The organism is Streptomyces sp. NPDC058279, from assembly GCF_042881255.1.
GTDB lineage: Bacteria > Actinomycetota > Actinomycetes > Streptomycetales > Streptomycetaceae > Streptomyces.
The window spans coordinates 30,743-50,101 of sequence record NZ_JBHVYA010000003.1; the positions used below are offsets into that span (position 1 = coordinate 30,743).

At 73.8% G+C, this 19,359-nt stretch carries 19 protein-coding genes; 9 read left to right on the forward strand and 10 right to left on the reverse strand.

The window, feature by feature from the left end:
• Nucleotides 1-16: 16 nt before the first annotated feature.
• Nucleotides 17-1,756, forward strand: a complete 1,740-nt coding sequence (locus ACFVXJ_RS07580; protein WP_389660182.1) for a hypothetical protein — start codon at nt 17-19, stop codon at nt 1,754-1,756.
• Between the two features lie 84 nt (nt 1,757-1,840).
• Here the strand turns inward: ACFVXJ_RS07580 and ACFVXJ_RS07585 are convergent, their stop codons facing one another.
• Complete coding sequence (locus ACFVXJ_RS07585; protein ID WP_389660184.1) at nt 1,841-3,343, reverse strand: PLP-dependent aminotransferase family protein; 1,503 nt, start codon at nt 3,341-3,343, stop codon at nt 1,841-1,843.
• Nucleotides 3,344-3,524: 181 nt separating this feature from the next.
• Here ACFVXJ_RS07585 and ACFVXJ_RS07590 point away from each other — a divergent pair, with 181 nt between their 5' ends.
• The 3 genes from ACFVXJ_RS07590 to ACFVXJ_RS07600 all read left to right on the forward strand — a co-directional run bounded on the left by ACFVXJ_RS07590 (nt 3,525) and on the right by ACFVXJ_RS07600 (nt 6,385).
• Nucleotides 3,525-4,295, forward strand: coding sequence for a glycerophosphodiester phosphodiesterase family protein (locus ACFVXJ_RS07590; protein WP_389660187.1), 771 nt, complete (start codon nt 3,525-3,527; stop codon nt 4,293-4,295).
• Between the two features lie 66 nt (nt 4,296-4,361).
• Complete coding sequence (locus ACFVXJ_RS07595) at nt 4,362-5,732, forward strand: MFS transporter (RefSeq protein WP_389660190.1); 1,371 nt, start codon at nt 4,362-4,364, stop codon at nt 5,730-5,732.
• 278 nt (nt 5,733-6,010) lie between these two features.
• On the forward strand, nt 6,011-6,385 hold the full coding sequence (locus ACFVXJ_RS07600) for an RNA polymerase-binding protein RbpA (protein WP_007262928.1): 375 nt from the start codon (nt 6,011-6,013) through the stop codon (nt 6,383-6,385).
• Between the two features lie 147 nt (nt 6,386-6,532).
• Here the strand turns inward: ACFVXJ_RS07600 and fxsA are convergent, their stop codons facing one another.
• From fxsA to ACFVXJ_RS07620, 4 genes are all read right to left on the reverse strand, one after another.
• On the reverse strand, nt 6,533-7,114 hold the full coding sequence (fxsA, locus tag ACFVXJ_RS07605) for an FxsA family membrane protein (RefSeq protein ID WP_389660193.1): 582 nt from the start codon (nt 7,112-7,114) through the stop codon (nt 6,533-6,535).
• A gap of 100 nt (nt 7,115-7,214) precedes the next feature.
• Nucleotides 7,215-7,982 (reverse strand): polyprenol monophosphomannose synthase, encoded by a 768-nt coding sequence (locus ACFVXJ_RS07610; protein WP_389660196.1) that lies wholly within the window; start codon nt 7,980-7,982, stop codon nt 7,215-7,217.
• Nucleotides 7,983-8,320: 338 nt separating this feature from the next.
• Nucleotides 8,321-9,943 carry an amidohydrolase gene (locus ACFVXJ_RS07615; protein WP_389660199.1) on the reverse strand — a complete coding sequence of 541 codons (1,623 nt, stop codon included), beginning with the start codon at nt 9,941-9,943 and terminating at the stop codon, nt 8,321-8,323.
• 248 nt (nt 9,944-10,191) lie between these two features.
• Nucleotides 10,192-10,632 carry an Lrp/AsnC family transcriptional regulator gene (locus ACFVXJ_RS07620; RefSeq protein WP_168713945.1) on the reverse strand — a complete coding sequence of 147 codons (441 nt, stop codon included), beginning with the start codon at nt 10,630-10,632 and terminating at the stop codon, nt 10,192-10,194.
• A 217-nt stretch (nt 10,633-10,849) separates the two neighbouring features.
• Between ACFVXJ_RS07620 and ACFVXJ_RS07625 the strand changes: the two genes are divergently transcribed.
• A complete protein-coding gene (locus ACFVXJ_RS07625; RefSeq protein WP_389660202.1) occupies nt 10,850-11,275 on the forward strand; it encodes a hypothetical protein in 426 nt (141 codons plus the stop codon).
• Between the two features lie 33 nt (nt 11,276-11,308).
• Here ACFVXJ_RS07625 and ACFVXJ_RS07630 read toward each other — a convergent pair whose 3' ends face one another.
• On the reverse strand, nt 11,309-12,445 hold the full coding sequence (locus ACFVXJ_RS07630; protein WP_389660205.1) for a phosphotransferase family protein: 1,137 nt from the start codon (nt 12,443-12,445) through the stop codon (nt 11,309-11,311).
• 74 nt (nt 12,446-12,519) lie between these two features.
• Nucleotides 12,520-13,653 (reverse strand): hypothetical protein, encoded by a 1,134-nt coding sequence (locus ACFVXJ_RS07635; protein WP_389660208.1) that lies wholly within the window; start codon nt 13,651-13,653, stop codon nt 12,520-12,522.
• 178 nt (nt 13,654-13,831) lie between these two features.
• On the opposite strand from ACFVXJ_RS07635, the gene ACFVXJ_RS07640 reads away from it, so the two are divergent.
• Nucleotides 13,832-14,656 (forward strand): class I SAM-dependent methyltransferase, encoded by an 825-nt coding sequence (locus ACFVXJ_RS07640; RefSeq protein ID WP_389660211.1) that lies wholly within the window; start codon nt 13,832-13,834, stop codon nt 14,654-14,656.
• Between the two features lie 541 nt (nt 14,657-15,197).
• On the opposite strand, the gene ACFVXJ_RS07645 is transcribed toward ACFVXJ_RS07640, so the two are convergent.
• Nucleotides 15,198-16,370 (reverse strand): acyl-CoA dehydrogenase, encoded by a 1,173-nt coding sequence (locus ACFVXJ_RS07645; RefSeq protein WP_389660214.1) that lies wholly within the window; start codon nt 16,368-16,370, stop codon nt 15,198-15,200.
• Nucleotides 16,371-16,922: 552 nt separating this feature from the next.
• Between ACFVXJ_RS07645 and ACFVXJ_RS07650 the strand changes: the two genes are divergently transcribed.
• From ACFVXJ_RS07650 to ACFVXJ_RS07660, 3 genes are read left to right on the forward strand one after another with little or no spacing between them, the layout of a single operon-like run.
• Nucleotides 16,923-17,531, forward strand: a complete 609-nt coding sequence (locus ACFVXJ_RS07650; protein ID WP_389660217.1) for a DUF6230 family protein — start codon at nt 16,923-16,925, stop codon at nt 17,529-17,531.
• On the forward strand, nt 17,522-18,277 hold the full coding sequence (locus ACFVXJ_RS07655; protein WP_389660219.1) for a DUF6114 domain-containing protein: 756 nt from the start codon (nt 17,522-17,524) through the stop codon (nt 18,275-18,277). Before ACFVXJ_RS07650 ends, ACFVXJ_RS07655 begins: the two co-directional genes overlap by 10 nt.
• Nucleotides 18,278-18,280: 3 nt before the next feature.
• Nucleotides 18,281-18,502 carry a hypothetical protein gene (locus ACFVXJ_RS07660; RefSeq protein WP_389660222.1) on the forward strand — a complete coding sequence of 74 codons (222 nt, stop codon included), beginning with the start codon at nt 18,281-18,283 and terminating at the stop codon, nt 18,500-18,502.
• A gap of 43 nt (nt 18,503-18,545) precedes the next feature.
• Here ACFVXJ_RS07660 and ACFVXJ_RS07665 read toward each other — a convergent pair whose 3' ends face one another.
• Nucleotides 18,546-18,722 carry an SCO1431 family membrane protein gene (locus ACFVXJ_RS07665; protein WP_389660225.1) on the reverse strand — a complete coding sequence of 59 codons (177 nt, stop codon included), beginning with the start codon at nt 18,720-18,722 and terminating at the stop codon, nt 18,546-18,548.
• A 160-nt stretch (nt 18,723-18,882) separates the two neighbouring features.
• Entirely contained in the window at nt 18,883-19,329 is a 447-nt protein-coding gene (locus ACFVXJ_RS07670) for an SPW repeat protein (RefSeq protein WP_389660228.1), read from the reverse strand.
• Nucleotides 19,330-19,359 lie beyond the last annotated feature (30 nt).

Here is a 19,359-nt window from a genome sequence, read left to right on the forward strand (position 1 = left end):
ACTCCAGGAGACGCCCGTGGCCCGGCGCCCACTCCCCCGCATCCTCACCGGTGGCACCCCGTGGCCGGCCCGGGGCCGCGACCTCGCCCGCACGGCCGCCGACAGCGCCACGGACGTCCTCCATCCGCTGCTCGTCATCGGCCGCGGCCTGCGCGTCCTGGCCTCCGCGGGGCGGCGCAAGTGGGCCGACACCCCCAAGGACAAGCGCGGCCCGGCCCTGTTCCTGGCGGCCGCCGTCGTCCTCGCCCTGGCGCTCGTGCCCTACGGCCCGCTCCTCGGCCTGATCACCGTGATGGCGACGGCGGCCTGGCACGGACGGCCCCGCACCCCCGTGAAGACCGGTCCCAGCGACGCCGAGGCCGAACGCCTCGCCGCCCTCTACGAGGCACTGGTGCCGTACTTCTCCGTGCCCGAGGACCCGAGCCCGCTGTTCGCCCACGGCGGAAGCTGGGACCAGGCGTTCAGCGACCCCGTGTTCGACGCGTCGGGCCGCATCAACCGGCTCCGCATCCGTTACCCGGCCTACTTCACCGACGGCGAGCCCGCCGCCCGGGCGCGGATCGAGGCGTTGCTGCACGCCAAGTCCGGGCGCGGACGGGAGTACCTCTTCGACTGGGACGAGGAGGCCAACCAGCTCGATCTGCGGGTCCTGGCGCCGCTGTCGACCGGCATCGCCGCCCAGCCGTTCGTCACCGCCCCCGGGGAGACGGTCCTCGGGTTCACCGACGCGGGCGGCGTGCAGCGCACCCTGCCCGTCCTGGAGGGCGACGAGCCGCGTGACGTGCCCCCCGTGATCTGGCGGACCGGCCCCCGCTCCACCGAGCCGCACCTGCTGGTGGTGGGCCTTCCGGGCAGCGGCACCTCCACCCTCCTGCGCTCGATCGCCCTGCAGGCCCTGCGGCACGGCGGCGAGGTGCTGATCGTCGAGGGCGGGGGCAGCGGCGAGTACGCCTGCCTCACCGGCCGGGCCGGGGTGCTCGCGGTCGAGTGCGGTCCCGGCGGGGCCCAGACCACGCTGGAGTGGGCGGCGCGGGAGACGGAGCGCCGGCTGCTGGCCGCCCATCGGGCCCGGGAGACCGGCGGTGCCATGCCCGAGGACACCCGTCGCCCCCTGTGGGTGCTGCTCGACCGGCCCAGCGTGCTCGCACACCTGGCCGCCGCCGAGGGCGGCCCCGATCCGTTGGGGCGGCTCCAGGTGCCGCTGCGGCACGGGCGGGCCGCGCACGTCACGGTGGTGGTGGCCGAGCAGTTCGAGCAGTTGGAGCTGCTGGGCGACGCCGTCTGGCAGCACACCCGGGCCCGGGTCGTGCTCGGGCCGGCCGGGAGTCGGCAGATCGCCGAGGTGCTGGGAGCGCCCCCGCACACGACCCCGACGCCGCAGGCGCCGCCGGGGCGCGGGTACGCCCGGCTCGGGGCGGGTCCCGTCCACCGGCTCCAGGTGCCCGCCACGCCGGACCCCTACGACGACGCCACGCCCCCGGCGCACCGCCGGGCGGTGACGGAGCTGCTGCCGGAGCGGACGGCGCGGCGCGCGCCCGCGCCCGCGGCCCCGGAGCCCGTCACCCAGGCGCCGCCGCTGCGCATCGTCCAGCCGCCGGCCCAGGCGCAGGCCCCCTCGATCGACGCCCGGGAGGCCGCGATCGACGACCCGGAGCCGCGGGCGGAGGAGACGCGCGAGACAAGGGAGGTACGCGAGGTACGGGAGGTCGCGGCGGAGGCACCCAAGGCCCGCGGCCCCTGGCCCGTGGGGCCCTGAGCCCGACCACCTCGCAGCCGCCCCACCCCGATGCCGCCCTGCCCCGGATCCGCCTTACCCGCCGCCTCACGGGCCATGCCGGTTCTACGCCACGAACGTGCGCGGCGGTTCCGCCCCGCTGCCGCCGGCGCCGGTACCGACCAGCCGGGCCGCCGCCGCCAGCCGGGCGGCGGCTTCCTCGGCGACCGGGCCGCCCACGGTGAACGGCAGCCGGACATACCCCTCGAACGCGCCGTCCACGCCGAACCGGGGGCCTGAGGGGACGCGGACGCCGACCCGTTCCCCCACCTCGGCCAGACGTGAACCGGACAGTCCGCCCGCACGGGCCCACAGCGTGAGACCGCCCAGCGGCACCTCGAACTCCCAGTCCGGCAGCTCCCGACGCACCGCCGTGACCAATGCGTCCCGGTTGCCCCTGGCCTGGACGCGGCGGATCTCGACGGCCTCCTCCCAACCGCCGGTGCGCATCAGCCAGTTCACCGCGAGCTGTTCCAGGACCGGGGTGCCGAGGTCGGCGTAGGCGCGCGCCGCGACCAGGCTGCGGATGACGTCGGGGGCGGCGCGCACCCAGCCGATCCGCATGCCGGCCCAGAACGCCTTGCTGGCGGAGCCGACGGTGATCACCGTGGAGCCGGCCGGGTCGAAGGAGCAGACCGGCCGGGGCATGGCGAGGCCGGGGTCGAGCCGGAGTTCGGCCATGGTCTCGTCGGCGACCAGGACGGTGCCGGCGGAGCGGGCCGCCTCGACCATGGCACGGCGCTGGTCGTCGGAGGCCAGCGCACCGGTCGGGTTGTGGAAGTCGGCGACGACGTAGGCGAGGCGCGGTGCGGAGTCGCGCAGCACCTGACGCCAGACGTCCATGTCCCAGCCGCCGAGCCCGACCGACATCGCCACGGGGACGAGGCGCACCCCGGCCGCGCGCATGAGCTGGAGGATGTTGGCGTAGGAGGGGGACTCGACGGCGATGCGCTCGCCGCGGCCCGCGAAGAGGCTGCAGATGGCGTCGATGGCGCCCATGGCCCCGGTGGTGACCATGATCTGCTCGGGCATGGTGGGGATGCCGCGCTCGGTGTAGCGGTCGGCGAGCATCCGGCGCAGCGCGGGCAGCCCGGCCGGGTAGTCGCCGTGGGTGTGGGCGTAGGGCGGCAGTTCCTCCAGGGCGCCCTGGACGGCCTTGGTCAGCCAGGGCTCGGGGGCCGGGAGGGCGGCGCAGCCGAGGTCGATCATCGAGCCGAGGGACTCGGGCGGCAGCGGTTCCAGGCCCCGGGCGGGCAGCGGGTTCCCGGCGGGTACGGCGGTCCAACTGCCGGCGCCGCGGCGGGATTCGAGGAAGCCCTCGCCGCGCAGGGCCTCGTAGGCGGCGGCGACGGTGGTGCGGCTGAGGGTGAGCGCGACGGCCAGCTCCCGCTCGGCGGGCAGCCGGGCGGCGACGGGGACTCGGCCTTCGAGGACGAGCAGCCTGATCCCGTCGGCCAGGAGGCGGTAGGCGGGGGGCTTGCGCGCCCCGGGTACGGGGGGCCGGTCCTGCTGCGAGGTGATCAGGCGGGCGAGCTGGGCGGCACCGACCGCTGAGGTCCACTGAGCCATGCTGTCCGGTCCACCTTCGTCGAATTGGCCCCGGCAGGCGGGCGTGGGGGCCGGTATTGGATCGCTCCTGCCGGGTCAGGGTGTCATGGAGCGGTCCATTCGGACCAGTGGGTCCCCGGCGTTCACCGTGCGTCCATCCGGCCGCTCACGCCCCACCGGCCACAACGGGCATACTGCCGCCGTGACGCACGTACGCCTTCGCCATCCGTACCTCGACCACCCCGCCCCGATCCCCTTCGCCCACCGGGGTGGCGCGGCGGACGGTCTGGAGAACACCGCCGCCGCCTTCCGCCGGGCCGCCGGCGCGGGCTACCGGTACTTCGAGACCGATGTGCACGCCACCTCCGACGGCAAGCTGGTCGCCTTCCACGACGCCACCCTGGACCGGGTGACGGACACCGAGGGCAGGATCGCCGAGCTGTCCTGGAAGCGGGTCAGCGCCGCGCGGGTGGCCGGGACGGAGCCGTTGTCGCTCTTCGAGGACCTGCTGGAGGAGTTCCCCGACGCGCGGTGGAACGTCGACATCAAGGCGGAGTCGGCGCTGTACCCGCTGGTCGACCTGATCGCCCGGGCCGGGGCGTGGGACCGGGTGTGCGTGGGTTCGTTCTCGGAGAGCCGGGTGGCCCGGGCGCACCGGATCGCGGGGCCCCGGCTGGCGACCTCGTACGGGGTCCTCGGTGTGCTGGGGCTGCGGCTGCGCTCGTACGCGATCCCGGCCGCCCTGCGGGTGGGCGCGGTGGCGGCACAGGTCCCGGAGACCCAGGCCGGCGTGCGGGTGGTCGACCGGCGCTTCGTACGGACCGCGCACGCGCGCGGCCTCCAGGTGCACGTCTGGACCGTGAACGAACCGGAACGCATGGAGGCGCTGCTCGACCTGGGGGTGGATGGCATCATGACCGACCGGATCGACATCTTGCGCACGGTGCTGGACCGTCGCGGAGCCTGGGCCTGACCGCCCGACGGGCCCGCGCGCGGCCCGGGCGGCCGCGGCGGTACGGGGACAGCGAGGGGGCACCGGATGACGGCGCAGACGACGGACGAAGCGGAATCGGGGGCGGAGGACGGCAGATCCGCCGCCGCCCGCAAGCGCGAACAGCACGGCTGGTACTTCTACGACTTCGCCTGCTCGGTCTACTCGACGAGCGTGCTCACGGTATTCCTCGGGCCGTACCTGACCGCGGTGGCCAAGACCGCGGCGGACGCCGAGGGCTATGTGCACCCGTTGGGCATCCCGGTGCGGGCCGGGTCGTTCTTCGCGTACTCGGTGTCGGTTTCGGTGATCGTCGCCGTACTGATCATGCCGCTGGCCGGCGCGGTGGCCGACCGGGGCGGCCGCAAGAAGCCGCTGCTGGCCGCGGCGGCCTACACGGGCGCGGCGGCGACCGCCGGGATGTTCTTCCTGAGCGGCGAGCGCTACCTGCTGGGCGGCCTGCTGCTGATCGTCGCGAACGCGGCGCTCGCCGTCTCGATGGTGCTCTACAACGCCTATCTGCCGCAGATCGCCACACCCGACGAGCGGGACACCGTCTCCTCGCGCGGCTGGGCGTTCGGGTACACCTCGGGCGCGTTCGTACTGGTCCTCGACCTGGTGCTGTTCCAGGGGCACGACTCCTTCGGCGTCTCCGAGGGCACGGCCGTACGGATCTGTCTGGCCTCGGCCGGCCTGTGGTGGGGCGCCTTCGCCATCGTGCCGCTGCGCCGGTTGCGCGACCGGGCGGTGGTGCGGGAGGCCGGGGCGGCCCCGCCGGTCAGCGGCTGGCGCCAGTTGGCGGCGACGCTGCGGGACATGCGGCGCTTCCCGCTGACGCTGTCGTTCCTGCTGGCGTACCTGATCTACAACGACGGCGTGCAGACCGTGATCTCCCAGGCCTCGGTCTACGGGTCGGAGGAGCTGGGGCTGGAGCAGTCGACGCTGATCGTGGCGGTGCTGCTCGTCCAGGTCCTCGCGGTGGCGGGCGCGCTGGGGATGGGGCGGCTGGCGCGTTCGTACGGCGCCAAGCGGACGATCCTCGGTTCGCTGGCCGCGTGGGCGCTGACGCTGGCGGCCGGCTACTTCCTGCCCGCGCGGACCCCGGCGTGGTTCTTCGTGCTCGCCTCGATGATCGGGCTGGTGCTGGGCGGCAGCCAGGCGCTGTCGCGGTCGCTGTTCTCGCACCTGGTACCGGCGGGCAAGGAGGCCGAGTACTTCTCCGCGTACGAGATGAGCGACCGCGGACTGAGCTGGGTGGGGCCGCTGGTGTTCGGCCTGACCTACCAGGTCACGGGCAGCTACCGGACGGCGATCATCTCGTTGGTGGTGTTCTTCGCACTGGGTTTCGTGCTGCTCGCCCGGGTGCCGGTGCGGCGCGCGGTGGAAGCGGCGGGCAATCCTGTTCCCGAACGGCTCTGAGAACGAATTCGGAACGAATTTCGACGTTGAAGCAAAGGGCCGGTAGTGTACGTCTTTGCCCTGCCAGGCGGACCGTTACTGCGCGCACAAGAAGGATAGGCGCTGGGTGACATCTGCTGCCAGATGTGACAAAACGGGCACCGGTGGGTACAACAAGGGGCGGCACGACGGGCGACGCACGACCCGGAGCGGGAATCTATACCGCCGACCGGACGTTGACCGGATGACGACGACAGCGACACCTGTCCTGTGGGCGACAAGCCCGGGAGGCACGATTCATGAGTGAGCGAGCTCTCCGCGGTACGCGGCTCGTGGTTACCAGCTACGAGACGGACCGCGGCATCGATCTGGCCCCGCGCCAGGCGGTGGAGTACGCATGCCAGAACGGACATCGATTTGAGATGCCGTTCTCGGTTGAGGCAGAAATTCCGCCGGAGTGGGAGTGCAAGGCGTGCGGCGCCATGGCACTCCTGGTCGACGGGGACGGGCCCGAAGAGAAGAAGGGCAAGCCCGCGCGAACGCACTGGGACATGCTCATGGAGCGACGCACCCGCGAGGAACTCGAGGAAGTGCTGGCCGAGAGGCTGGCGGTCCTGCGTTCCGGCGCCATGAACATTGCCGTGCATCCGCGGGACAGCCGCAAGTCCGCCTGACACCCGGACTGAGCACGAAGCCGAGGGCCCCCGCCACTTCCTGTGGCGGGGGCCCTCGGCGTGCGTACGACGGGCTCGGGAGGCGAGGAGGACCGGGCGCGGCCCCGGCGGGCCGCCGGGGTCACGGACTCGGAAGACTCGGAAGACTCAGGAGGCGAGCGGCGGACGGTAGCCGGTGTCGGGGTCGGAGGGACCCGGCCCGGGCTGCGGTCGGTCCTCGCGGATGACCTCGCCCCGCACGACCTTGCCGTCGGGCTGGTGGATGCGGGCCTGCTGGAACGCGGCGCCGAAACCGCCGGGGGCCGCCGACGTCATCGTGCGCTCCAGGGAACGGGTGAAGCGGCGCGCGACCAGCGCCCGGACGGGCGGCACGAGCAGGAGCAGGCCGGCGACGTCGGAGAGCAGCCCCGGCAGGATCAGGAGCAGACCCGCCGCCATGATCAGGGCATTGCCCCGGCCGGGCTGCTGCGGGGCGGCGGCCACACCCTGCTGCGCCTGCTGGAAGCCCGCCGTCAGGTTGCGGAACGCCCGGCGGCCGGCGCGCTTGATGACCACGCCGCCCAGGAGCATCCCGCCGAGGATGAGCAGGGCGACGGTCAGGCCGCCCGCCGCCCCCGCGACCAAGCCGAGCAGCCAGATCTCCAGGATGAACCAGGCGGCGACCGCCAGGGGGAGGTACGTACGGGCGGCCGAGCGCCGCCGGGGAGCAGTCGAGGTGCCGGTCGTCATGACTCCAGTGTGCCTGGGGTGGCGTAAAAGCGGCCTCAGTCGGAGGTACCGGGCATCCCCTAAGGGTGGTCCGGGCCCGGCCGTGGTCCGTCGGACACCGCTATGCCTCGGGCCTGCCGGTCAGCTTGGCCGTACGGGCCTTGATGCCCCACTGGGTGACCCGCCACAGGGCCTCGACCACGATGTCCTTGCTCATCTTGCTGTCGCCGAACTCGCGCTCGACGAACGTGATGGGGACCTCGACGACCCGGAAGCCCTTGCGGACGGCCCGGCGGGCGAGGTCGACCTGGAAGCAGTAGCCCGCGGAGGCGACCTGGTCCAGGCCCAGCCCTTCCAGGGTCTCGCGGCGGAAGGCGCGGTAGCCGCCGGTCACGTCGCGGATCGGGACGCCCAGCATCAGCCGGGAGTAGGTGGACCCGCCGCGGGAGAGGATCTCGCGGCTCTTGGGCCAGTTGACGACCCGGCCCCCGGGCACCCAGCGGGAGCCCAGGACCAGGTCGGCGCCGCCGAGCGCGGTCAGCAGCCGGGGCAGCTCCTCCGGCCGGTGCGAGCCGTCGGCGTCCATCTCGACCAGGACGCCGTAGCCGCGCTCCAGCCCCCAGGCGAAGCCCGCGAGGTAGGCGGCGCCGAGCCCTTCCTTGCCCTTGCGGTGCAGGACGTGGACGTGATCGTCGGAGCCGGCCAGTTCGTCGGCGAGCTTGCCGGTGCCGTCGGGGCTGTTGTCGTCCGCGACGAGGATGTGCGCCTCGGGCACGGCGGCACGCACCCGGCCGACGATCAGCCCGATGTTCTCCGCCTCGTTGTACGTGGGGATGATCACCAAGGTGGTCCCGAGGGGCCCGTAGGTCCGCTGTCCGCCGTCGCTCACTGGGTCCCCTTGCATGCTTCTCGTCCAGCCCCGCCTCGTCCGTCCTGTCACGGCGGAACGATTTTAGAACAGTGGTCGGGGCCCGCGGTCCTTCGGGCCGGCCCCGCTCCCGCTGGCTGCGGGTGACCGTGGCCGTTGTCTACTGGACCACCGGGCCCCGACCTGGGGCCACCCGCCCCCAACTGCCGCTGGGGGCCGCCCGCACCGGCGAAACCTTCCCTCGCCCCCGAGGCGCGGGCGCGCTGAGCGGACGGATCCGTCCGGAAGGGACGTCCTGTGGTGGACCCGGCCGAACCTATCCGGGTCGGGCCGCCGGTACCGAACCGAGGCCCCCCGGATCACCCCTGTGGCCGTACGAATACCTCCCGGCCGCCCACGACCGTCGCCAGGCACACGGGCAGATCCGCGCCGGGCGTGAGGTCGGGCAGCCCGGGGGTGCCGGAGCGCGGGTCGGTCGACCAGCGGGCGACCCGGTCGTCGGGGGCCTGCACCACGAGTTCCTCCGTGCGCCAGACGGCGTAGTCGGCGGGGGCCCCGGGCACGAGGGTGCCCGCGTCGTCCCGGCCGAGCGCCCGCCAGCCGCCGCGGGTGTGCGCGGCGAAGGCGGCGCGTACGGAGATCCGGTGCTCGGGGGTGCGGTGGAAGGCGGCGGCCCGGACGGTGCCCCAGGGGTCCAGGGGCGTGACGGGGGCGTCCGAGCCGAAGGCCAGCGGCACGCCGGCCTTCAGCAGGGCGGCGTACGGGTTGAGGGTCCTGGCCCGCTCGGCGCCCAACCGGTCGGCGTACATGCCGTCCTCGCCGCCCCAGGCGGCGTCGAAGGCGGGCTGCACGGAGGCGGTCAGGCCCAGCTCGGCGAAGGCGGCGATGGTGGCCGGGGTCATCATCTCGGCGTGCTCGACACGGTGCCGGGCGGCGCGGACGCGGGCGAGGCCGACCTTTTCGGCGGCGGCCCGGACCCCCTCCACGACGGCGGTGAGCGCGGCGTCGCCGATGGCGTGGAACCCGGCCTGGAGGCCCGCCTCGGTGCAGGCGGCGACGTGCGCGGCGATGTCGCCCGCGTCCAGGTAGCCGGTGCCGGTGTGCGTCGCGTCGGCGTACGGGGCGTGCAGGCAGGCGGTGTGCGAACCGAGCGCGCCGTCCACGAACAGGTCGCCGGCGGCGCCGACCGCGCCGAGCTCCGCGGCCCGGTCGAGGTCGCGGTCGGCCCAGTAGCCGAAGACGCGCGGGCCGGGGTGGCCGGCGGCGAGGTCGAGCAGGGCGGTGAAGTCCTCGGGGGAGGAGATCTCGGGCCCGCCGCACTCGTGGACGGAGCCGATGCCGAGGGAGGCGGCGCGGTCCAGGGCGGCTCGCTGCGCCTCGGCGCGCTGGGCGGGGGTGACGGCGTCGAGCGCGGCCCGGCGGACGGCGTGGTGGGCGTGGCGGGTGAGCGGCTCGTCGCCGGTGACGCGGACGCCGGGGACGAGGTCCAGCAGTGCGGTGGTGACCACGGCGGAGTGCACGTCGACGCGGCTGAGGTAGAGCGGGCGACCGCCGGTGGCCTCGTCCAGCTCGGCGCGGCGGGGGGCGCGGCGCTCGGGCCAGCGGGCGGCGTCCCAGCCGTGGCCGAGGAGCACCCGGTCGGCGGGGCGGCTGCGGGCGTGGGCCCGGACGAGGGCCAGGGCTTCGGGGAGGGAGCGGGCCGCGGTGAGGTCGAGGCCGGTGAGGGCGAGCCCGGTGGAGGTGGTGTGGACGTGGGCGTCGGTGAACGCCGGGGTGACGAGCGCCCCGTCGAGGTGGACGACCTCGTCCACGCCCTGCGCGAAGGCGTCGGCGGCGCCTTCGGAGCCGACCCAGGCGATGTGGCCCCGTTCGACGACCATCGCGGTGGCGAAGGGGTCGGCGGGGCTGTGCACCTCGCCGCCGCGGAGCAGGACGGTGCGGGGGGTTCCGGCGGCGGTGGCGGAGGCGGTGCGGTCAGTCATGTCCCCAGTTTCGCTGGTCGTCCGCGCCCGCCCGGACACGCCCCCCGGCCGGCGGCCGGCCCGGGCGCACGGGCGGGGCCCGGGCCGGACACCGAGGGGGCGACCGGCGAGCCCGCCTCCGGCCTGGCGGACCTTGCCCGACCGGCGGACGTGGCCGGCCGGGGGCCCCTCCCGGACCGGGCCCCGGACTCCCCGTCCGGGGGAACCCCGTCACCGTGCGGCGCGAGGCCCGCGGGCACGGGCACGGGTCACACGCGGGGCGGCCGGGCTTCGTAGGGGGTGGACAGGACCACCGTCGTGCGGGTGGCGACATGGGCCAGGGCGCGGAGCCGGCCCAGCAGGTCTTCGAGTTCGAGGGGCGTGGCCACCCGCACCTTGAGGATGTAGTTCTCGTCCCCCGCGACGCTGTGGCAGGCCTCGATCTCCGGGACCCCCGCGAGCCGCTCGGCGATGTCGTCCGGGGCGCTGGGGTCGAACGGTTTGACCGAGATGAAGGCCGTCAGCGGCAGCCCGACGGCCTCGGGGTCGACGACGGCCGCGTAGCCGCGGATGACTCCGCGCTGTTCCAGCCGGCGTACTCGCTGATGGACTGCCGACGTGGACAGTCCGGTGGCCTTGCCCAGGTCCGTGTAGCTCATCCGCCCGTCCCTCACGAGCAGATCCACGATCTGGCGGTCCAGCTCCTCCATTGCGCTCATAGCCGCTCAACCTATTGCCCAGAGCCGCTCCAGGCACAGCGGTGTCCACGGGGAAAGGGCACCTGCGGCGGGCATGTGACCAAGGCCACAGGGGTATGGATGCGTACGCCCGGCTCTCGTGGTTACTCGTGCCGCGCGACGGGAAGTGCTTGCTGTGGCCGTGGCTGAAGAATCTGCCCGCCCGGCCCACCCAAGGGGGAGTACATCCATGCTGAACACCAATGGCGCCGGCCGTATGAGCGAATCCGAGTACGCGGACGACGCGGACTATCCCGACGACGCCGACGGGTTCGATATCCACCACGCGGTCTGCCCGGACTGCGGGCAGTCGATCGCCCTGGTCGCCGACGAGGAGTACCTGCCGGAGCACGCGCTCTGCCTGACCCCGTGGAACCCGTTCGGGCTCACGGTGTGCGCGGGTACGGGCCGCCCGGCCTCCGAGGCGCTGCCGACGGTGGGGGTGTTCCCGTCGGACGCGCAGGAGTCGGCCCCGGTGGTCGTGCTGACGCTGCCGCAGGGGCTGGACTGGCGGACGCAGCCCTTCTCGCACGTCGGCGGTCCGGGCTCGCGTCCGGTGCGGATGGCGGCGACGCTGCTGCCGCCGCAGATGCGTCAGCACGCGCAGGCCGCCTGACCGGCCGGGCCCGGGGGGGGCGTCCCCGGGGGCCTACCAGTACGTTCCCTGCACCATGGCGGCGAGACTGGCGTGGTGCAGGATGAGGCCGTCCGCGTGGTCGCCGTCCGTCGGCTTCCCGACCTCGCCGAAGTGCGCCTGCCGGTAGGCGATGCGCAGCATCACGATGCCGTGCCGCAGGGCGGCGTACAGCGTGTGGAACTCCATGTCGCGCGGGGTGTGCCCGGTGAGTTCGTCGTAGCGGCGTTCGAGGTCGTCGCGGCGCAGGAAGTCCGGCAGGCCCGGTTGGCCGAAACCGACGGTGAGGTCCTGGAAGAAGCGGTGGAGGTAGACGGTCCAGCCGAGGTCCACCTCGCGCGGGGCGTACGCCGCCATCTCCCAGTCGAGTACGGCCACCGGTTCGAAGCCGTCGGCCTGGTAGATCACATTGCCGATCCGGGCGTCGCCCCAGTTGAGGACGGGCTCGCCCTCGTCGGCGGGCCAGAGTTCCTCCAGCCGGTCGAAGGCCCGCTCCAGCAGCGGTGACCGGGGCATGCCGGCCACCACCCAGGCGTAGTAGGCGCGTTGGGCCTCGACGTGCCGGCGCAGCGGGGTGCCGGTGCCGGGCGGGAGGAGGAACCGCGCTCGCGGGGACGGGAACTGGTCGTGGAGGCGGGCGAGGAGGGAGACGCTCGCCTCTTGGAGGACGGCGCGTTCGGCGTCGGTGGCGGAGTGCAGCCAGTTGCCCTCGTAGGTGTACGGCATCACGTCGGGCGGCACGCGGCCCTCGGCGCGGGCCATGACGAAGAACGGCGCGCCGAGCGGCCGCGGGTCCTCCTCCAGCCAGCGGACCCGGGGTACGGGCAGGTCGGTGTGTTCGGCGACCAGCCGCATCACGCGGTACTGGCGGGCCATGTCGTAGGTGGGGAAGACGGTGTAGGCGGCCGGGTCGGCGGCGAGCCGCAGGGCGCAGGCGCGACCGGGGGCGTCGGGGTGTTCGACGTCCGGGTGCTCGATGTCCGGGTGCTCGATGTCGAAGAGGAGGGTCTCGCTGGACATGCCGTTGGAGCCGGGTACGGCGGTGTTGGTGACCTTCGCGCCGGGGAGGCGGGTGTCGAGCCAGGCCGTGAGGCGCCGACCGAGTTCCTCGGGGTCTCGGGTGGTGGTGCGGGGACGCGGTGCCGTTGCCATGGACTACCCCTCCTGCCGGGTCCGGTTCGGTTGCGGGACTTCGTGCGCGCGGCTGCGTAGCTGCCGAGCCGGGGCTACGGCGCGACCGAGGTGTGGTCGGCGAAACCGCTGGGGTCGTGGCGGCCGAAGCTGCCGTGCTCGAAGATGCCGTGGCCGACCCGGCCGTCGAGGGTGAAGCGGGCCGAGTGGTCGGTGACGCCGAAGGCGGCCGTGGGGTGGGCGCCCGGGTCGGAGAGGTCGTAGACGCGCCGGTCGGTCCAGCCGCGGCCCTGCCAGGTGCCGTGCTGCCAGTCGGCGGCGGGCGGGTAGCCGGCGCCGACGGCGAGCGGGGAGGAGTTCAGGATCTCCACGCCGAGTTCGAGGGGTTTGCGCGCCGGATCGGTGAGGTGGACGACGGCGCTCTCGGGGTGGCGGCTGCCGGGGCGGTAGCGGATGTCGGTGTGCGGCCAGCCGAGTTGGACGTCGCCGCGACCGCTGCCCTCGGGGAACACCTGGACGGCTTCGCTGAGGGTGCGGTGGCCGTCCGCGTCCTCCTGGGTGATGACCATGAGGAAGCGGTCCTCGAAGCGGACGGGGACCCAGAGCCAGTGGAAGCCTTCGGGACGATGTTCGTCGGCGGCGCGACCGCCGTCTTCGCCGGGGATGGGGCGCACGCCCCAACTGCGGTCCCGCGTACCCGTCCAGGCGCCGGGGGCGAGGGCGAACCGCTCGCCCTTGGCGCGGATGGTGCCGGTGACGTTGCCCGCCTGGACGAAGCGTCGGCCTTCGAGCATGAGGCGGTCGCCGCGCCGTTGGATGTGGTGCGGCTCCCAGACGGCGGGGAACTCGGCGGTCCAGGTGATGTCGTAGGAGAGCCCCCGGGGGTCGGCGGGGTCGGCGTCGCACTGGAGGGTGATGCGCTTGAGGGGTGCGTCGACGGTGATCCGCAGGGGGCCGACGGAGAGGTTCATGCGGTCGTCGGTGAGGGCGTCGGAGGCGCGGACGGCGAGGAGGTCGTCGCCCAGGCGCAGGGTGGCGTAGGCGTCGATCACACCGGCGTTGGGGTAGACGCCGAGGCCGAGGATGAGGACGGCCCGGCCGGCGTGGTCGAAGACGTGGAAGATGCAGCGGTCGTAGGCGTTGCGGTCGCCGCTGACGAGGTGCTTCATCGACAGCGGGGCCTGGTGGATGGGGTACTCGTCCAGGGGTACGGGTCGGTCGGCGGACATGACGAACCTCCTGCGTACGGTGGGCTCCGCGCGGGCGGATATGACGGTACGTCAGATACTGTGGCACGTACCAGGGTTGTGGCACACCATGACAACCGGGCACACCCGGCCACCCCGCTTGTCGCGGCTCCTTCCCGGGTCCGGTCCGGCCGCGGCTCGCGCGCCGTAGTGTGGGCGGGTGACGACCACCACATCGCAAGAGGCGTTCCTGCGGGCTTTCCACGCCGAGCACCCGGCGGTGACCACGGAGGCGTTCGGCCGCGGCCGCGCTCCGGACGGCCGGTCCAGCTATGAGATCTTGTGCGATCGGGTGGCCGGGAGCACGCGGGTGCTGGATCTGGGCTGCGGTGACGGTCTCCTGCTGGAACTCCTGGCCCGAGGGAACGGGAGACACCTCGCGGGGGTGGACCTGTCCCCGCACTCCGTGGCGCTGGCACGACGTCGACCGGCACTGGCCGGGGCGAGGCTGGAAGAGGGGCGGGCCCAGGAACTTCCCTTCGCCGACGACAGCTTCGACGCCTGCGTCTCCCACTTGGCGCTGATGCTGATGAGCGAGATCGAGCAGGTCGCGGCCGAGGTTGCCCGCGTCCTGGTCCCCGGCGGGGTACTGGCCTGCGTGGTGGGAGGCGGGGCCGTCGGCGGCGAGGCGTACGACCGGTTCCTCGGGCTGTTGCGGCGGACGATCGAGGCGCTGCCCGCCGCGCGGCGCATCCCGGCGTTGGGGGACCGCAGGGCGCGCGGTCGTGACGGGCTCGACGCCGTTCTGGGGCCGGTGGGCTTCACCGCGGTCGACTGGGAGACCGTACCCATCGATCTGAGCGGACCGGTGGATCAGGTGTGGGCCACGGTCTCCGGCCTTTACGACCTCGGCCCGCTCGACGGGGCGAGCGTAGAGCGGTTGCGTGCGGCCTTCTTCGCCGAGGTCCGGGAGCTGACCACGCCGGAGGGGATCGTTCCCTGCGGGTTCAGGATCCACGTGGCGACAGCGCGACTGGGGTCGTAGAGGAGACGGGCCCGAGAACCCGGGGGGCGCGCCGCGCCGGTGCGAGGTCGGCCGCACCGGGGCCGGCCCATCCCGGGCGAGGACAGAGGCGGCGTGCCGGTCCCGCGCCGCTGCGAGGGGGCGGGTCCGGGGACGGACGGGATCTCGGCCGAGCCGGTCGTGGGGCGCGCGGAGGCACCGGCGTAGCCGGGCATACCCCTACGCCGCCCTCGGCATCGGGCTCTGCGGTGCCGGCGCGGCGGGCCGACGGCAAGAGCCCGTCTCCCGCCCGCGCCACGCACTGACCCGCCGGTGGGGACCGGCGCGCCCGAGAGCCGGGCCCCGGCCCGGGCGGCCGGCCCGACGGCAAGAGCCCATCTCCCCGCGCCACGCACCGCACGGTGCCGACCGGCAGCACACCCGACAGGCCGGGCCGGGGCTGGCGCCGGGCGCCGGGCGCCCACAGTGCCGACCGGAAGGGCACCGGAAGGGGCCGGGGCAGCCGCCAGTGCGCGCCGGCATCCTCACCCCGGCCGGGCGCCGGGAGGCCGGGGCGGGAGGGTCAGCGGGATTCCGGGCCGGCCAGGTGGCGGGCGATGACCATGCGCTGGATCTGGTTGGTGCCCTCGACGATCTGGAGGACCTTGGCCTCGCGCATCAGCCGCTCCACCGGGAAGTCCGCGGTGTAGCCGTAGCCGCCGAGCACCTGGACCGCGTCGGTGGTCACGGCCATCGCCGCGTCGGTGCAGAACAGCTTGGCCATCGCCGCCTGCCGGGAGAACGGCTTGCCGGCGTCGCGCAGCCGCGCCGCCGCCAGGTACAGGGCCCGACCCGCCTCGATCTTCGTCGCCATGTCGGCGAGCATGAAGCGCAGCCCCTGGAAGTCCGCGATCGGGTGCCCGAACTGCTTGCGGTCCAGGGCGTAGCCGAGGGCCTCGTCGAGGGCCGCCTGGGCCACGCCGATCGCGCAGGCCGCGATGCCGAGGCGGCCCGCGTCGAGGGCGGCGAGGGCGATCGTGAAGCCCTGACCCTCCTCGCCGATGCGCCGGGCGTCGGACACCCGTACGCCGTCGAAGTGCAGCTGCGCGGTGGGCGAGCCCTTGAGGCCCATCTTCTTCTCGGGAACCGCCGCCGTCAGGCCGGGGGCGTCACCGGGGACCAGGAAGGCCGTGATGCCCTTGGGGCCCTCGCCGCCGGTACGGGCGAGCACGGTGTAGAAGTCCGCGATCCCGCCGTGGGTGATCCACGCCTTGGTGCCGTTGATCACCCAGTCGTCGCCGTCGCGCACCGCCTTGGTGCCGAGGGAGGCCGCGTCCGAGCCCGCGGCCGGCTCGGAAAGGCAGTACGCGCCCAGCAGGCCGCCGCCCAGCATCGCGGGCAGGTGGGCCTTTCGCTGGTCCTCCGTGCCGTACCCGGCCAGGCCGTGACAGGCCAGGGAGTGCACGCTGACGCCGAGCCCGACGGTCAGCCGGGCCGCCGCGAGCTCCTCCAGCACCTGGAGGTAGACCTCGTACGGCTGCTCGCCGCCACCGAACTCGCCGTCGTAAGGGAGGCCGAGCAGGCCGGCGTCGGACAGCAGGGTGAAGACCTCGCGCGGGAAGCGACCGGCGTCCTCCTCCTCGGCGGCCCGGGGGCGGATCTCCCGCTGCGCGATCTCGCGTACGAGCGCGAGCAGATCGCGGGACTCTTCGGTGGGCAGCTGTCGTTCCACCGGCTGCGGGGCGCGGTCGTTCATGGCGGCGCTCTCCTCCCTCATCGGGCACGGCGACGGCGCGTGAGGTGTGGGACGCGCCGCCGGTTCTCGGTGCTCTCACAGCCGATACTGCCCTCCCGGATCACGGAAGGGCCTGTTCAGCGGCTGCGGCGGCTTGAGTATGCCCGATCAGGGGCTTCCCGTCACCGGGCGTTGATCGCCAAGGTCCCCGACGGCGCCCGAGCCCTCCTCGACTACGGATGGAGTCGGTCATTCGGTAAGGAACCACTCGATCACGGCCAAAGCGGCGCATCGTTGCTTCACGGGCAGTGGCCGCCGATTCTTCCGGCGACATTGTGCGGCGGCCCCACCCGGGCCGGCACCGGTCAGGCGTCGGTCAGCAACTCCCGCCCCGTGGGGCTGAGTTCCGTCCACTCATCCCGGAACGGCCGGTCACCCCGTCGCTCCGTCGACCGCGTTGTTGACTAATAGTCAAATACGGCCCTAGCCTCGGACTCCCACAGGACGCCGCGTACGGCAGACCTGTTCCCACGCACTTCCCCTGCGCACGGACGACGTACGGGAGGCACTTCCATGAGCTCGCACACCATGCCCGAGGGCCGGGTCCACTGGCGCAAATCGGCGGCACTGGCGCTGCCCGCGGTCCTCGCCATCGGGGTGATGACCACGGTCATGGCCCAGGGCGCGCCGGCCGCGTCCTTCGCGGTATCGGGGACCGCTTTCCAGGTCTCCTCCTCCAAGTTGAGCAGCAAGGGGCTCGCCTCCCATGTCCAGACGGACCGGTCCGCGGACGGCAAGGGACACCCGGTGGCGCTGCTCGGGATCGGCGAGGCGACCCTCGCCGACATCTGCCAGGCCGCCCGGGTGAAGACCCCGCTGGGCACGGTCGTCTTCAAGCTGACCGCCGGCGGACCGGCCGGACAGGTGACCGCGAGCAATCTGGTGATCGACGGCGAGGACCTCGACGGGGACGCCACCTTCGGCACCGCCCAGATCGGCCGGGACGCCTCCACCCTCGACCAGGTGGACGGGGTCAAGGGGGAGCCGGGCGCGTTCGGGCTCCAGGCCGGGAACATCGAGGTGCTGAACGTGAAGTCGCACGCCTGGTCCGCCACCGGGGGCAACTTCCGGCTCAAGGGCATGCGGCTGAACGTCAGCCTGGACGGCGAGCAGTGCTTCTAGGCGGGGCGCCGCTGCGGCTGCCGCTGTCCGGCCCCCGGCGAAGGCTGCGCGCCTGGCGGCGTACCCGACCGTTCTGGGGCGGGCTGCTGGTCCTGCTGGGCGGGGTCGAGCTGCTGCTGGTCCCGCTCTCCCCGCTGACGGTGTTGGTCGGCCTCGGTCTCGGCGGGACAGCGGCCGTCGGGATCGGGGCCGCGCTGGTCGTGGCGGCGCTCTTCCTGTGGTTCCTGCCGCAGGCGAAGGCGTACGTCTCCGTGCACGCCCTGCTGCTGTCGGTGCTGTCCTTCGTGGCGACCAACCTCGGCGGTTTCCTGGTAGGGATGCTGCTCGGCGTCACGGGCAGCGCGCTGGCCTTCGGCTGGACCCCTCGCCCGACCACCCGCCCGACCACCCGCCCCGGCCCGCGCCCGACCTCGCTTCCGGCGGGGGCCGGGGAACCGGGGGGCGCGCCCCGCGCGGGCGGCGCACCGCGCGTCCTGGCCGCCGCACTGCCGGTGGCGCTGCTGGTCTCGCTGACGGCGGGCGCGGGCGCCCCGCAGGCGCGCGCCGCGGCGCGCGCGGCGCCGGTCACGGCAGCCCGCACTCCCCCGACGGTGACGACCTCGCGCTTCGCACCCCGCGGTTTCGCGCTCGCCGGGGTCACCGAGGTGGCCACGGTCGACGGACCGCGCAAGGTGCTGGTGCTCAAGATGGCGGCCGCCACGCTCACCGACTACCGGCTGCGCACCCGCGACGGCCGGGGGGAGTAAGGGTTGGCCGCGTCGTCGCTGGAACTGCGCGGGGACGTGACCTTGTACCTGACCCGGTTCAGCGGATGCGTCGAGGGGCTGCTGTGCGTCACGTTCAGCCCCGACGGGTTGCCTGCTCCCCCGGTCATCCCGCCGTTCGTCTTCATGACGCGCGTCAGCGCCGAGCAGGCGTTGGTGACGTCGGACGTGATCGTCACGGACGGGCTTCGGCTGGAGGCGTCGTGAGCGCGCGGGGGCCGGCCCGGGGATTGACGCGGGGGTGGGACGGTCAGAGCCAGCCGACCTGGGTGACGAACATGGCGACCACGACCACCAGGGTCCAGCCGAGTACGTGTTCCAGCCAGGCGTTGTCCTCCTCGGGTCCACCGGTGCCGACGAGCCGGCGGGCGCGGGCGGTGAGGGCCTGGGCGGAGAGGGCGGGGAGGGCGGCGGTGCGTGCGGTCATGCCGTCCAATGTGGCAGCCTTCGCGGCTTTCGCGGTAGAGACGAGCATCACGCGTGGCGCGCGTCACGCCCGCCGCGCTGAGCGGCGGGCGTGAACGGGTCCGGCAGTCAAGGGATGGGACGGGTACGGGCCGTACGGGTCTCCGGTCGCCGTCGCGCGGTCAGGCGCGGCGCATCCGGCCGGCGCCGCGGCGTCCCGGGCCCGCCATGGCGGCCATCGCCAGGGCCAGCAGGGTTCCGACGGCGCCCGCGATGACGTTGCTGATCACCGAGCGGGTCGTGTCGACGTTGCCCGCGATGACCCACGGGGCGACGATCGTCCAGATGGCGATGCCGACGGCGGTCCACGCCATGGCGTGGGTGCGTTCGTACGCGGTCCCCAGTCCGCCCATGCACAGGCAGTACGCCAAGCCTGCGATGAGGTTGTTGACCGCCAGCGCGCTCAGCACGCTGAATCCGGCGATCCACGGCGAGGCCGCGATGTAGAGGCCCGTGATGAGGGCCAGTGCCTCCACCGCCTGCGCGCGTGGCGTGCTGGTGACCTGCTCGAACCGCGTGCGCATCTCCGCGAGGTCGGGGTGGTGTTCGATGCTTGAGTGCGTGGTCATGTCGGACTGCCTCCTGTTGAAGCTGCTCCT